Origin of the sequence: Endozoicomonas sp. ALC013 (assembly GCF_049310205.1) — a bacterium.
Taxonomy (GTDB): Bacteria; Pseudomonadota; Gammaproteobacteria; order Pseudomonadales; family Endozoicomonadaceae; genus Endozoicomonas.
Map to the genome: position 1 here is coordinate 1 of NZ_JBLYNS010000042.1, position 12,812 is coordinate 12,812.

Below are 12,812 nucleotides of genomic sequence, written 5' to 3' on the forward strand. Positions count from 1 at the left end.
TAACCAGTCGGTCAACATAACGCCAACACTTAGTCGATTAGCGCTATCGTTGTAATCAATCAGGCTTTCACCGTAGCCATTGAAGTATTGAATATAACCCCGGAATCTTTTGTTAATTGGAAATGACCAGTCCAGTTGAACGGCACCTTTGTTATCACTTCGCAAATTATTTCTTAGCGTCATGCCAAGATTGTGCTCCCGGACCTGGTAACCCAGATGCAACTCACCATGGCCCATATACTTTTCAATATCAGGGTTATCATCCCCCCGGGAACTGTTTTGCTGGCCAGGTTTTTTTTCCGGCTCCGGAATCCGCCACCAGGGTTTGATGCTCACCACAACATTGTCTCTGGAAAAAACCAACTGTGCGTAGACTCTGTTCCAGCTTCTGGAAAGTTCTCCGCTGCGGCCATTGGACTGGTGAGTCAGCCCGGCCAAAACCGCATTCAACTCAAATCCCCCGAACTGATAGCTGGTGGGGAAAACCATATACACTTCCGGTTCATGATTGGTTTCCCGAAAGGGGGCCGAGTTACTGTTATAAGCCTGCCACCAGGAGGTGTTGGTGTAGGCAACGAAGATATCACCGTAACCATTGAATACACCCTGGGCCAGGGGAGCTTTCATACTCAGTTGAAACTTGATCTCGGTGTTGGAGAAATCATCAATATTGCGGATTTCAAAGGGGCTTGGGTTAGGGCTTTTATTGTAGGAAATGGGCAGCAGGTAGTTGGGTCGGTGAGGTGTCATGGCAAACCGGTTGTCCAGAGTTTCTTCTTCTTCCTGTAACCGCTGTTCAACGACGTTATCAGTGTCTTCCGTACTTTCAGCGACAACTGTCTGGCATTGCTGGCGGATTTCAACCAGTGTCAGTGAATCATCACCTTCTTTGAGTTGTTTGTATAAACAGTCGTCATAAGCATCAGAATAGGCCGCTATTGGCAACAGGCACAGGGTTAGCGCTGGAAAAAACGTACTTTTATACCAAGTCAATGCATTCATTATTAAGCCTTGCATTTGTTATCTAAAGCTAATTTATACAGGAAATTATCCGGTTGGCTATTGATGATTACCATAAATCATTGGATGGCCTGTGTGTTAACCCGCTTTGCATTTCAGGCCAGAAAATGTTTCGACGCTCAATCCCCTGATTCAGGGAAATGTATTTTGACTGGCAGACTTAAAGGTTTCTTTCCTCATCAAACTGTTCTGTTGTCAGCTGAACGTTTGGCCAGGGAATAAACAGGGCGATCAGGCTGATCACAGCAACAAGAGAAAGGTAGATAGCCGGCCCCGTGGTATTACTGGAGTATTTAGCCAGTAATGTTGAGGTAACAGGGGCGATGCCGCCAAAAATTGCAAACCCGATATTGTAGCAGGTGGCAATGCCGGTATAGCGAATCTCCGTTGGAAAAAAACTGATCAACAATGGCGGCAGTGCACCCGATGCAGTTGCTGCCAGCAGGCCACAGATCAACAGGATCTTATTCAGTTCGGCGTCTGGAGAAGAGAAGTACTGAAACGCTGGCCAACAAGTGGTGGCGACAATAATGGCCATAATGCCAAGAATCAGTTTGTGATTTATCAGGTCGGACAGCAGCCCGAATATCAGACAGAGTGGCGATAGCATCAAAAACGCCAGGGTGGTTTGCCAGGCAACGGCTTCCCTGGGAAAACCCAGTAGCGACGAGAGGAAACCCGGCATGTAAATGCTGTAGACAGTCACGGTTGCTCCACACAGGCCTATGGTCATGAGCCCGCAGATAACTCCCCGGGTATGTTGTGTGAAAAGGAGAACAATCGGTATGGAAGCCTGTGCTTTGGTCTGGTCCAGTGCTTCGAAAAATCCGGACTCGGAGAAGTGTTTGCGAATGTGATAGCTGATGATTCCCAGGGATCCACCGATCCAGAAAGGGACACGCCAGCCCCACTCCTTCATATCTTCTGCCGGAAGGTACATTTCAAGTATTCCGTGCACGAACGTACCGAAAGATACACCAATCATGATGGCCAGAAACAGAATGCCTATCACCAACCCGCGTCTTTCAGGTGTTGTCTCACTGAGATAGGTGATGGATCCCGGAATTTCTCCCCCCAGGGAGAACCCCTGCAGTAGTCGTAACAGGATCAGCGTGATGGGGGCTGCTGAACCTATACTGTTCCATCCGGGCAGGCAGCCCATCAATGCAGTGGTTACTGCCATCAGAAAGATGGAAAAGGTAAAGGTCTTTTTGCGGCCATAGCGGTCCCCGAAGTGGCCAAAGACAATACCACCGAGGGGACGGGTCAGGTAACCAATAGCAAAGGTAGCAAATGTGTTGATTAACGAGGTGATATGGTCTTCAGCAGGAAAAAAGTTCTCGGCAATGTAGCTGGCCATCAAGCCATATATCAGGAAATCGTAAATCTCCAGCATGCCTCCAAGTGATATGGAAGATGCCAGCTTGTATTGACTGGAAGATGCAGTAATGCATCGTTTGGGCGTTGTTTGAGTCATCAATCCGGTAGAAAGTGGGTTGGTGAAACATGCAGGTGATGGATAAGCCATCTGCCATCGTGTTTTTTAAGCAGGTGAGTGGCTCTCAGGGACTGCTCTTCTTCCAGCTTTTCTTCTCCGGGTTTTTCTTCTCCGGGTTTTTCTTCTCCGGGTTTTCGCAGTGTGGAAAGTACCCACAGGCTCCCGGAAACAATGGTGCTTTCATCCGCATAAATCTCTTCAAGCCGGAAATTGACCGATTTGATATCAAATCGCCGGAACAGTTCTTCATACCAGAGGGTTAACTGGTCAACAGAGGTAATGGTGTCACCCTCAGCGTTCCAGAAAAGCAGACCCGGATCGGGTTGGTAGTGACCGATGATTGCGTCGAGATCCTTACGGCAATAGCTGTCAGCGATCTCTGAGAAAAACTGGTCTACCAGTCTGGTTGCCAGGTCGAGGTCAGCCATGGCTGTTTTCTCCCCTGTCAATGGAGTTCAATGGCAATCGGGTTTGGAACATCGATTAAGAATAGCCCCCGTTTTGACAGCCGAATAAAACAATATGACTGATAATGCAAAATCGATGGTTGTGTTGGAGTTAAAGCCCAGGCTTTGGAGAGGTCTTATATACCGTTAAGAAATAATGCTGCTTTCATGTGGCTGACTAAACCATCAGCATCTATCTTACTTAGCATTCCTGAGACCTGTTGCTGCGAGCATTGGATACGGATATTGGTGTTGACCCTGGCTGACATAATAGTTTGCCGCCTTATGGGGTGTTCATCCCCGGGAAGTCTGCTCACAACGGTTTCCAGTCATGGCAACAATTCCATAAAAGAAAGCTTATTATGAAAACAATGACCTTGTCCTGGGTTTCGCTGGTGCTTCTGCTGTTGGTTAGCCCGTTGATTGTGGCTGAAAACCGGCTCGATCCCATAAAAAAGTATATCCACAAGCATTTTGCCGATCAGCTGGAGATTACCCGGGAGCAAATAGAGCAACTCTCATGGGTGCTGGCTAATCCAGTGGTTACACCGGAGTTATCTACACAGTGGTCATCGGCGGCCATCCATCGGGAGGTGTCAAGAGCACTGTCCCGATTATATTGCCTGCAGCTGTTAAGAAACGGCTCACATGAGGCCTATAAGGCATTTGTGGCACCTCAGACTGACCCTGATACTCCCAGGTTGTCAGAGCCATCGTTCCAGCAGCTGTCCAGGGAGATTGCGGGGCTGGACGCTGTCTCTTATGAAGTTCTCCGGGCAACAGCCATTCTCGATGCAGTCACTTTATCGCCGGAGGCACGTAAGCGCGCTGCTAAAGCTCTGGCTAAGCCTGTTCCTGAAAATTCGGTGGATTTCCTATCGGTTACAGCACCCTATGCTGAGAAGATCTACCCGCTGGCTCGCTCGATTATTACCAAACACCCTTCAGCTGCCCGGTTGTTTGAAATTGTCTATCTGCCTCATAGCCACCTTCGCCATATGATGTATAACGAGGGCTCTTTGTCCATGTATACCGTGCTTAACTCCGGGATACAGAACAAGAGCATCAGTCACGATGATATGAATCTATGGTACGACCATTGGGTGGTGAATATTGCCGGATTCCGTGGCCATTTGGAGGCAAAAGGCTCCGTTTATCTCACCCAGAATACCTGGCGGTCCATGAATCAACTGAAGTTACTGCTGGACAGGCTGTCCAGGGAGCCGAAGCTGAACCCCATGCAGGTCTACCTGCAAAAGCGGGGGCAATGGTTGCAACTGAATACGTTGACCAGAAATCCCAGTGAGTTTCTTGCCCTTGCCTCCCTGGGGGCCACTGCAAGGTTGTTTACACCGGCCGAAGGCAGTGCGTTATACGCCAGCTTTAAAAGTCTGCCAGAGGATCAGCAGAAGCAGTGGGTTCAGTACAGCAAACGGCAATTAACGGCTTTGGCTACACCACCCGCAACCTATGGGCCTGCCGTTTATGCCAATGCCATTGCTGTGGCCGGGTTACCGGAAACCGTTCGTAAAGTGCTGCCAGTGATGCTCAGGTTTTATCAACAGGCGGGACAGATGAGGGCTGAGGGCAAGTTAGCTGCTGATATGCCCTTGTCGTTCAGGGAGCTGGCCCGGGAGCCGATGCTTAACAACATTCTCACCAGTCACCGGCAATTCACCACCGTCATCAATCCCGATGATGGCGTGGCTAAACTGGTAATGAAGGATAAACCGTAAACATGGATGTACACAACTGACGCTAATCAGAAATCCAGGGAGGATTTATGTTTTACCAGCATTTTCGTCAGAATGTCGTTGGCCGTGATTTTGTTATTGGTGATTTGCATGGCATGTATGATCTCCTGATGTCCTCACTGGCCAACGTCGGCTTTGACCGGGAAAAGGATCGTTGTTTCAGTTGTGGCGACCTGATCGACCGGGGGCCCGCTTCCGAGAAGTGCCTCTCTCTGATGGATGAGCCATGGTTCCACTGTGTTCGAGGCAATCATGAGCAGTGCATGATTGATACGGTCAGACACCCATCCGCCCATGAGATTGCCCAATGGGTGCTTTGTGGCGGTGACTGGCATCTGCAAGTCTCATCAGAAAGAATGAATAGGTATGCAGACATGGCTTCTGAACAGCCGGTTCTGATCTCGGTTGATCTTGCTGGCGACAGGCTGGTGGCCATTTGTCATGCTGAGTACCCGTTGTCGGTCTGGAATCCGGAGAAAATAGCATCTGATCCGGACCTGGTCCGGGCGATGCAATGGTCCAGGACCCGGATTCAAAGTGAGGATGATTCTGTGGTGGCCGGTATTGACCACATCTTCTGTGGTCATACCATTGTTGATCAACCGGTTACCCTGGGAAATACCCACTTTATTGATACCGGTGGCTTTGAGAGCAACTGCCTGACGCTGTTATGCCTCAGTGAGCTTGCTCAGTGACCGGGTTTAATGCCACTCGACAACTGCCGCCTGCCGGTGGCGGGTTTTTGGGTAAGGCTCGTTTTCCCGGTAACCAAAGGCGACCATCACACTGACGCCAAACTCCCCGCTATCCAGCAGACCCTCCTGTGCCATCAGTGGCTCCAGCCTGTCACGGTTGAAACCTTCAATCGGGCAGGAGTCAATGCCAATCTGGGCGGCTACGCTCATCATATTACCAAGGGCGATATAGGTCTGTTTACAGGCCCAGTCAAACATGGCCCTGGGTGACTCGGTCAGCCGGAAGTCACTGTTTTGAAAGTCGCGGTAGAACTCGCTGATCATATCCACGACATCTTCAGGCAACTGTTTAACAGTGCGCATGTGATCCAGAATGTATTCGGACTCATAATGCATGCTGTTTTCCCTGCGGGCCAGAATGATGACAAAGTGACTGGCAGTGGGTAACTGTCCCTGGGCTCCCCAGCTGACGGTTTTGATCTTTTCCCTTAATTCCGGATTCTGGATGACCAGAAACTTCCAGGGTTCAAAACCAAATGAGCTGGGAGAAAGGCGCCCGGCATCCAGAATGAAATTAAAATCCTCATCGGGAATTTTCCGGCTGACATCAAAGCTTTTGCAGGCGTGACGGAAATTGAAGGCATCCAGAATTTGTTTACGCAGGTCGGTGTTCATTGTTCAGACCCTATACAACAGTGGTCGAGAGCTGCATTCTATTGGCATCAGGTTAAAAAAGGAAGAAATCACAGAAATGACAGGCCTGACTTGCAAATTTCAGCACTTAAACAATGCTCAAATCTCGAAAATCCGCTGCCAGACTGATTTCAGAAGCCGGTGCCCCATGACTCAAGAGTTCCATAACCAAAGTCGAACGTTTTAGACGATTTGCTAATGCCAGAGGCGTTTCTCCGTTATCAAAAACACCACAAAGGTCAGCACCGCCATGAATCAGCTTCAATAAAATCCCAGCATTGTTTTGTATAATTGCCAGTCGCAGTGCCAACCCGTGAAGGGCATTAACCTCTGCGCCGGAATCAATCAGAAACTGAGTGATTGGACTCCTACCCAAATGCACGGCAAATGCCAGCGGAGAGATAACAAACTGCTCCCTGCACCTGAATAACTCATGGGGTATTACATTTGCCCGGGGTATAGAATAATTTGGAGAACAATTCACCGACGCGTGGAAATGCTCAACCAGCTCTCTGACATGGTCGATATTATTGGCGATAATGGCCTGGGTCAGCGGTGTAAGACCTCGATAATCGGCGTTATCAATCCCGGAGCCCTGCTCGATAAGTGCCTTGATGCAGTCCTGCTGCCAGGCATGAGTAGCAATGCACAGAGGACTGAGGCTTCTTTTGCCATTGGACAATACTGTGGATTCCAGACTGGCACCAGCATCTGCCAGTAAATGAATCATTTCAACACAGCCGTATTCAGCTGCGTACCCAAGAGCGGTCTGAACATCGTAAGGCTTATCAATCTCGGCACCGTTGGCAAGTAACAACTTGACGGTCTCCAGTTGATTATATCTGGCTGCACTGCAGATTATCCATCCATCCATGGCGTTGACATCGACTTTATGGGTGATCAAGAGTTTAACGATATCCAGCTTGCCAAATCCAATAGCAACCCACAGTGCCTCACCAGTCACTTTGGCATCTTTCGATAATAACAACTTAACCAGCTGTGCAGCAGACTCCGAAGTAACAGAACTGACAAGAGGGGTATACCGGATTAACCTGTCGCGCAAAATGATCTCTATCGCATGGTTAATGTCAGCTCCGTTATCGATCAATTTCCGAACCACATTGACGTGGCCATGATGAGTGGCGAACAGGAGTGATGAATTTAAATCTTTGGCACCGCGCTCAATCAAACAGCTGACCAACTCTACGAAGCCTTCGGTGGCAGCCAGTTCAATGGGAGAAAGTTTACCGAACGCCTCTGGCAAATTAATATCGACCCCCTGGTCAAGTAGAAACTTGACAATCGGTACGTGCCCGTTGATGGAGGCAACATGAATGGGCCTATAGTGTCCCAAGCGGTCCTCAAGCTTAATTTTTCCGGAAATCAGCGATGGGTCTTTCTCCACCGCGCCGATCACTGTAGCGACACTTCCGTCCTGACAAGCCTTGAACAGCTGCAGTTTCAGGCTTTCAGAACGGCTTGCCAGAGATGAGTATCGGTCATCATTCAAGGCAACAATATCAAGAGTTTTGGGCGTTGTATTGCAAAGGATGCAAGCCCAGTCACCCAGCTGGCGACTATCAATCCAGATATCATTGCAGGCGTTATGGAATCTGTGCTGACATGGCAATATCACAACAGACCGTCCACTGAACAATGGGTCCCTGCATACAATGCATTTTTCAGGAGCTGACTCGGGCAGAGCACTCGCTGCTAACGGAGGGCCCGCCAAAGAACCGGGCAACAACTCTGAATGAATTGGATTCATTGTTAAACTCCTGGATTAGACGAAGACAATTAAGTGCCTCATGAGCCGGGGAAAGAACTCCAACTGTCAGGCACTGCGTTATAACCGTTGTTGTATGACCTTTTGGCTCCTTTACCAATGCAAGACTAGCGCAGAAAAGCGTTAATCCCGATAAACAAAAACATTATCGATAATGCTGCCTCCCAACGCGAAGCTGAGGTATGTTAATTATCTTTAAGCAGGAATTGATTGATGCAATCATTGCAGGATATTGACTGGAGCTCCTGGCAGGCCAAAGACCCCGCTACGCTGACATTTGTTATCAAGGATGGGCAAATTCTGCTGATTCGTAAAAAGCGTGGCCTGGGGGCCGGAAAAATCAATGGGCCGGGAGGACGACTTGAGCCCGGTGAATCCCTGCTGGAGTGCGCGATCCGCGAAGTGCAGGAGGAACTGTGCATCACCCCGGTGAATCCTGAGTTCTGTGGAGAGAGCTGTTTCCAGTTTACCGATGGCTACTCTATGCACGTGCATACCTATGTGGCAAGGGATTTCACCGGCTCACCGACAGAGACGGATGAGGCCATACCGCTGTGGTTCTCTCTTGATCAGATCCCCTATGAAGAAATGTGGGCAGACGACATTATCTGGTTACCTGAAATGCTGAAGGGGAACAGGTTCAAAGGACGCTATCTGTTCGATGGTGACCGGATGCTGGATTACCACCTGGATATTTTTTAAAAAAAATAACATACAGGGGTTGGAATCGAATTAAACGTACATATATTAGGGATAACAGTGGCTCAAAGCAGCACTGTCAACCAAGGCTTGTTCATAATGAAAAGCCGATTTGATCAACATATTGCTCCATTGAGGATATGACCATGCGTACCTTTGATTTTGATTTCACCCCCCTGTACCGTTCTGCTATTGGCTTTGACCGGATGGCTCATCTTCTGGAGTCCATGAATGCCGGGCATTCCCAGACACCCCGGAATAATGGCTACCCTCCTTACAATATCGAACTTCTGGATGAGAACGAATACCGTATCACCATGGCAGTTGCCGGCTTTGCCGAAGATGAACTGGAAATAGAAAGCCGTGAGGGTGTACTGATTGTCCAGGGCAAGAAAACGCCAGACGATACAGAGCGCAAATACCTCTACCAGGGCATTGCCGAGCGTAACTTTGAGCGCCGTTTCCAGCTGGCCGACTACGTCCGTGTCACCGGTGCGACCATAGATAATGGTCTTTTGCATATTGATCTGGAACGTGAAATTCCAGAGGCGATGAAGCCAAGAAAAATCAATATCGGTAAGAACAAGCTGCTGGAAGCTGAAGCCGCCGATGGTGCTTAACCATCATATTCTGAATAGCGTACGACAGTTATGAGAGGTGGCTTCTGCCACCTCCGGCAAAGAGATTCCTCGCAGCTTGGCCAGGCACTCAGCCACCAGTTTCACTCTTCCCGGCTCATTTCTCTGTCCCTGATAGCCATTCAATGGCATATCCGGAGCGTCTGTCTCAAGCACAATGCTGTCGATTGGCATAGTGGCTGCCAAGTGTCGTGTTTTACGGGCTCTCGGGTAGGTGATACCGCCACCAAACCCCAGGTTAAAGCCTAACTTCAGATATTCTCCGGCCTGTTGTTCACTACCGGAAAATCCGTGAATAATCCCGGCCCGTTCTGGTTTGTATCGTCGCAGTACTTTTAAAATATCATCATGACTTTTCCGGCCATGAATAATCAGTGGCATCTGGTGCAGACAGGCCAGTTCAACCTGGCCAGTGAACAGCTCGAGTTGTTTGGCCTTTGTCTGGGGAGTCATGTTCCGGTCAAAAAAATCCAGCCCGGTTTCCCCTATGGCAACGACCCCGGCGGGACGTTGTTGTAATAGCGTATCCAATACATTCAGATGTTCGGGATGATGTTCAGCAATAAACCAGGGATGCAGACCAAGGGCCGTTACAATACTTACGGGACTCACTTGCGACAGTAATTCTGACTCATTAATCAGGGAAGGCCATTCCACCTGTTGAGTGGCAGGGATACAGATGTGACTGACTGCTGCCTTTTCTGCCTGACTCAACACCTGTAAACGGTCCTCATCAAAGACTGAAAAATTAAGATGGCAATGGCTGTCGAACAGAGACAGCGGATCGTTCTCTTTTGTCACAGCTGATTTTACCTATAAAAATGAATTTCAGGAGAATGTTCTTCTGTTCTCCGTTAGTAAAAAGCCTATAATGCCCGCCTGCAAGTCAATTTTGATTCAAACAATGATGAAAAACCTGTCAAGGCACTTATCCCGGCTTCTCCTTCCGGTAGCATTATTACTTGGCTTACTGCTGGTATTTTACGGATCCCGCTTGTTGAACAAGAGTGAAGATTTCGTCGATAAACAGAGGTTTCAAACGGTTGCTTATTGCAACACGTACAAAGGGTGTCAGAGCAGGGTAGGGAATGGTTCGATCAAGCTTAATATTTTGCCGGCGTCCATACCGACGGGGCAGCCACTGGCTATCAGGGCAGAAGTTTCAGGGATTGCTGCTGAAAAGGTCAGCATGGAGTTCGTCGGGCGTGATATGCCCATGGGGTTGATGCCATTCAATTTACAGAAACAATCTGGACATTTTGCAGACACTGACCTGTATACTGGTACCGGCAATATCGCTTTTTGTGCCACCGACCGCAACATGGTCTGGATCGCCAGGCTGAAAATGGAAACCAGAGAAGCGGTATATCATGTTCTTTTTGAACTGGACCCTTTAGAAGCAAACTCACAGCAGATTGCTATCCTCCCATAATACTTCTAATGAATAGTGGAGTTGATTAATGAAAAGCGGAACGATTTTGTATGCCAGGGCAGTCAGGGTTATGGGAACAATCGTACATAGTACGATGGCTCTGATGATGCTATTGACTGCGCACACTGCAATGGCTGCACAGGGCGGGCACAGTCATGCTCGCTCAAAAGAGCACTCTGAACCAGCGTTGCAGTTACTGAACGCCAGTGCCCGCGCTACCAAGCCGGGTATGTCCTCATCAGCTGCTTATATGACCATCTACAATGGTACTGATCAGGCCGTACAGATTCGCTCATTGAGCAGCCCTGTTGCCGGGAAAACAGAGCTTCATACCACAGAAATGAACAATGGCATGATGAAAATGCGCCGTGTGGATAACCTTGCCATCAACCCGGGCGACAGGTTGGAGCTAAAGCCCGGTGGCTATCATGTTATGTTGATGGGCCTTAACAAGCCTATAGCCAAAAACAGTAAAGTGCCGGTGACGATCACTTTCAGTAATGGTGATCAGAAGACAGTGGTTGCTCATGCCACGGATGAGATCAAAGGCCAGCATATGGCGCATTGAGTAAGGAGCTGTCCTGAAATAATTTCCACATTTCTGAGTTTCAAAACTCCGTTCGTCCTGAGCCTGTCGAAGGGCGTGAACTCCGGCCTCATGTATTGTGCCAATCACCCTTCGATACTTCGACAAGCTCAGCACTCAGGATGAACGGAGATCGAGTCCATAATGTGGAAATTATTTCGGGACATTCCTAAGCGGAACTATTGCCTGGTCATAAACAGCAGGAGCACAGAAAAAAGGCTTTCACCCTAACCGTCTCTGTGCCTCTGTGGTTAAAAGAGTAGGGTTAAAAGAGTAAGGTTAAAAGAGGGTAACGCCTTATCCCTGCTCCAACTCGCCAAGAATGGCTTCCTGCAGTTCAGAAGGTGTCACAACAAGCCCTTCTTCTTCATTAACCGGGAATATGGCCAACATGGTGTTATCCCGCTCCAGACCAGGCGTCCAGCGCTCCAGCCACACTTCCAGATTGATGGCTTTTGGCTGGCAGTCTGACCAGTCATCCACTGCCCAGGCTTTGGCGAAATCAGGGTGTGGCCAGATGGGCAGACACTCTTCACCATCACTGGATGACAGCTCTACCCAACCCTCGGGACTGTGCAGGCTCCAGATCTCTTCCCAGTCCGCCACTTTTTTCAGAAAGTAATCATAACGCTCATGGTCAGCCAGCTTCTGAATAGATTCGAACTGCCTGTCGTTGAGTTTGTAAGTCATCAGTCATCAACGCTAATGCATAAAATAGTGGGGGGAGTGTATTACCAGCGCAGGATTGAAAGCAAATGGTACGATAGAATGGTGTTCAGAATTCCGGATAAAAAATAATAACGGAAGAAAAAGCCCCGGAAGCTCTGTTTGGCGATGGGTTTGCCAGCTATAAATAGTCAATAAGGCGTTGGCTCTGGGCTTACTACTACTAAAACGGTATAGTCCGCCCCCTGTTTTATAGTCTGTTTTGTGATCTATGAAGTTGTATAGTACACCGCTGAAGGCTTGTCTGTTGGCGGGTTTGGTTCTGGCAGCCAGAGAGCTTTGCCCATTTTGGCCCACTATGGCTTTCATGGAAGAGATTCTGTTTTTCCTGGCCGGTCTGATTGCCGGCATCCGATTGCCGGATCTGGATTTTGTGATACCGGGGCTGTCCCACCGCTCAGCAATAACCCATTCCTGTATTCCTGCGCTGGTGGTTTGGGCGTTCGGTTTTTCAGCCATTGCCGCAGGTCTGGCCCTGGGAATTGCCTTTCACCTGTCGTCGGATCTGCAACCCAAAGCCTGGACCGGTGGCGCACTGATCAAGTTTCCGTTGCTGGGCAGTATCGGGATGCTGTCGCCCATCTGGTTAATTGCCAATGTGATTGGTTGTCTGGCGATCTTTATGGAAGTGGTTTCCGGTGAACCTGTGGATGCCCGGCTGATGATAATGGCACTCTGTTTAATGGGGGCTGGCTGGTATTTTTTCCAGGAGGAAAAGCGCCCACTGTTACCGTTGATGACCCTGGGGTTTGCTGTTTTGCTGGTTCATGCAGTACGGGGGGGAACTTTATCGGTAAAGCAGGTGTGGCAATATTTTGTTTAGGGTCTGTTGATGTTTT

General features: G+C 48.9%; 14 protein-coding genes. 7 read left to right on the forward strand and 7 right to left on the reverse strand.

The window, feature by feature from the left end:
* From ACO6V1_RS09960 to ACO6V1_RS09970, 3 genes are all read right to left on the reverse strand, one after another.
* A partial coding sequence (locus ACO6V1_RS09960; RefSeq protein ID WP_422466731.1) for a phospholipase A occupies positions 1-1,002 on the reverse strand: 1,002 nt, incomplete at its 3' end.
* A 178-nt stretch (positions 1,003-1,180) separates the two neighbouring features.
* Positions 1,181-2,548 carry an MFS transporter gene (locus ACO6V1_RS09965; protein ID WP_422466733.1) on the reverse strand — a complete coding sequence of 456 codons (1,368 nt, stop codon included), beginning with the start codon at positions 2,546-2,548 and terminating at the stop codon, positions 1,181-1,183.
* Positions 2,497-2,946, reverse strand: coding sequence for a YybH family protein (locus tag ACO6V1_RS09970; RefSeq protein ID WP_422466735.1), 450 nt, complete (start codon positions 2,944-2,946; stop codon positions 2,497-2,499). The genes ACO6V1_RS09965 and ACO6V1_RS09970 overlap by 52 nt, the downstream gene beginning before the upstream one ends.
* 380 nt (positions 2,947-3,326) lie before the next feature.
* Here ACO6V1_RS09970 and ACO6V1_RS09975 point away from each other — a divergent pair, with 380 nt between their 5' ends.
* On the forward strand, positions 3,327-4,700 hold the full coding sequence (locus ACO6V1_RS09975) for a hypothetical protein (protein ID WP_422449384.1): 1,374 nt from the start codon (positions 3,327-3,329) through the stop codon (positions 4,698-4,700).
* A 47-nt stretch (positions 4,701-4,747) separates the two neighbouring features.
* Positions 4,748-5,413, forward strand: coding sequence for a metallophosphoesterase (locus tag ACO6V1_RS09980; RefSeq protein ID WP_422449382.1), 666 nt, complete (start codon positions 4,748-4,750; stop codon positions 5,411-5,413).
* A 6-nt stretch (positions 5,414-5,419) separates the two neighbouring features.
* On the opposite strand, the gene ACO6V1_RS09985 is transcribed toward ACO6V1_RS09980, so the two are convergent.
* Together ACO6V1_RS09985 and ACO6V1_RS09990 are read right to left on the reverse strand one after the other, a co-directional pair.
* Positions 5,420-6,088 carry an NAD(P)H-dependent oxidoreductase gene (locus ACO6V1_RS09985; protein ID WP_422449380.1) on the reverse strand — a complete coding sequence of 223 codons (669 nt, stop codon included), beginning with the start codon at positions 6,086-6,088 and terminating at the stop codon, positions 5,420-5,422.
* 106 nt (positions 6,089-6,194) lie between these two features.
* Positions 6,195-7,874: an ankyrin repeat domain-containing protein gene (locus tag ACO6V1_RS09990; RefSeq protein ID WP_422449378.1), complete on the reverse strand. Its 1,680-nt coding sequence runs from the start codon at positions 7,872-7,874 to the stop codon at positions 6,195-6,197.
* Between the two features lie 231 nt (positions 7,875-8,105).
* On the opposite strand from ACO6V1_RS09990, the gene ACO6V1_RS09995 reads away from it, so the two are divergent.
* Together ACO6V1_RS09995 and ACO6V1_RS10000 are read left to right on the forward strand one after the other, a co-directional pair.
* Positions 8,106-8,594: an 8-oxo-dGTP diphosphatase gene (locus ACO6V1_RS09995; protein WP_422449376.1), complete on the forward strand. Its 489-nt coding sequence runs from the start codon at positions 8,106-8,108 to the stop codon at positions 8,592-8,594.
* Between the two features lie 143 nt (positions 8,595-8,737).
* Entirely contained in the window at positions 8,738-9,211 is a 474-nt protein-coding gene (locus tag ACO6V1_RS10000; protein WP_269673372.1) for an Hsp20 family protein, read from the forward strand.
* Positions 9,212-9,214: 3 nt separating this feature from the next.
* On the opposite strand, the gene ACO6V1_RS10005 is transcribed toward ACO6V1_RS10000, so the two are convergent.
* The gene (locus ACO6V1_RS10005; protein ID WP_422466737.1) at positions 9,215-10,030 is read right to left on the reverse strand and encodes a TatD family hydrolase; all 816 of its coding nucleotides are present in this window, start codon (positions 10,028-10,030) and stop codon (positions 9,215-9,217) included.
* Positions 10,031-10,121: 91 nt separating this feature from the next.
* On the opposite strand from ACO6V1_RS10005, the gene ACO6V1_RS10010 reads away from it, so the two are divergent.
* On the forward strand, positions 10,122-10,661 hold the full coding sequence (locus ACO6V1_RS10010; RefSeq protein ID WP_422466739.1) for a hypothetical protein: 540 nt from the start codon (positions 10,122-10,124) through the stop codon (positions 10,659-10,661).
* 28 nt (positions 10,662-10,689) lie between these two features.
* Positions 10,690-11,229: a copper chaperone PCu(A)C gene (locus ACO6V1_RS10015; RefSeq protein WP_422449370.1), complete on the forward strand. Its 540-nt coding sequence runs from the start codon at positions 10,690-10,692 to the stop codon at positions 11,227-11,229.
* A 315-nt stretch (positions 11,230-11,544) separates the two neighbouring features.
* On the opposite strand, the gene ACO6V1_RS10020 is transcribed toward ACO6V1_RS10015, so the two are convergent.
* A complete protein-coding gene (locus ACO6V1_RS10020) occupies positions 11,545-11,937 on the reverse strand; it encodes a DUF2750 domain-containing protein (RefSeq protein WP_422449368.1) in 393 nt (130 codons plus the stop codon).
* A gap of 247 nt (positions 11,938-12,184) precedes the next feature.
* On the opposite strand from ACO6V1_RS10020, the gene ACO6V1_RS10025 reads away from it, so the two are divergent.
* Positions 12,185-12,796 (forward strand): hypothetical protein, encoded by a 612-nt coding sequence (locus tag ACO6V1_RS10025; RefSeq protein WP_422466741.1) that lies wholly within the window; start codon positions 12,185-12,187, stop codon positions 12,794-12,796.
* Positions 12,797-12,812: the final 16 nt, after the last annotated feature.

Excerpts from the sequence above, each read along its gene's own strand:
- ACO6V1_RS10015 (WP_422449370.1), top strand. The coding sequence starts at position 10,690 with ATGAAAAGCGGAACGATTTTGTATGCCAGGGCAGTCAGGGTTATGGGA.
- ACO6V1_RS09985 (WP_422449380.1), bottom strand. The coding sequence starts at position 6,088 with ATGAACACCGACCTGCGTAAACAAATTCTGGATGCCTTCAATTTCCGT.
- ACO6V1_RS10000 (WP_269673372.1), top strand. The coding sequence starts at position 8,738 with ATGCGTACCTTTGATTTTGATTTCACCCCCCTGTACCGTTCTGCTATT.
- ACO6V1_RS09970 (WP_422466735.1), bottom strand. The coding sequence starts at position 2,946 with ATGGCTGACCTCGACCTGGCAACCAGACTGGTAGACCAGTTTTTCTCA.
- ACO6V1_RS10020 (WP_422449368.1), bottom strand. The coding sequence starts at position 11,937 with ATGACTTACAAACTCAACGACAGGCAGTTCGAATCTATTCAGAAGCTG.
- ACO6V1_RS10025 (WP_422466741.1), top strand. The coding sequence starts at position 12,185 with ATGAAGTTGTATAGTACACCGCTGAAGGCTTGTCTGTTGGCGGGTTTG.
- ACO6V1_RS09995 (WP_422449376.1), top strand. The coding sequence starts at position 8,106 with ATGCAATCATTGCAGGATATTGACTGGAGCTCCTGGCAGGCCAAAGAC.
- ACO6V1_RS09975 (WP_422449384.1), top strand. The coding sequence starts at position 3,327 with ATGAAAACAATGACCTTGTCCTGGGTTTCGCTGGTGCTTCTGCTGTTG.
- ACO6V1_RS09965 (WP_422466733.1), bottom strand. The coding sequence starts at position 2,548 with ATGGCTTATCCATCACCTGCATGTTTCACCAACCCACTTTCTACCGGA.
- ACO6V1_RS09990 (WP_422449378.1), bottom strand. The coding sequence starts at position 7,874 with ATGAATCCAATTCATTCAGAGTTGTTGCCCGGTTCTTTGGCGGGCCCT.
- ACO6V1_RS09980 (WP_422449382.1), top strand. The coding sequence starts at position 4,748 with ATGTTTTACCAGCATTTTCGTCAGAATGTCGTTGGCCGTGATTTTGTT.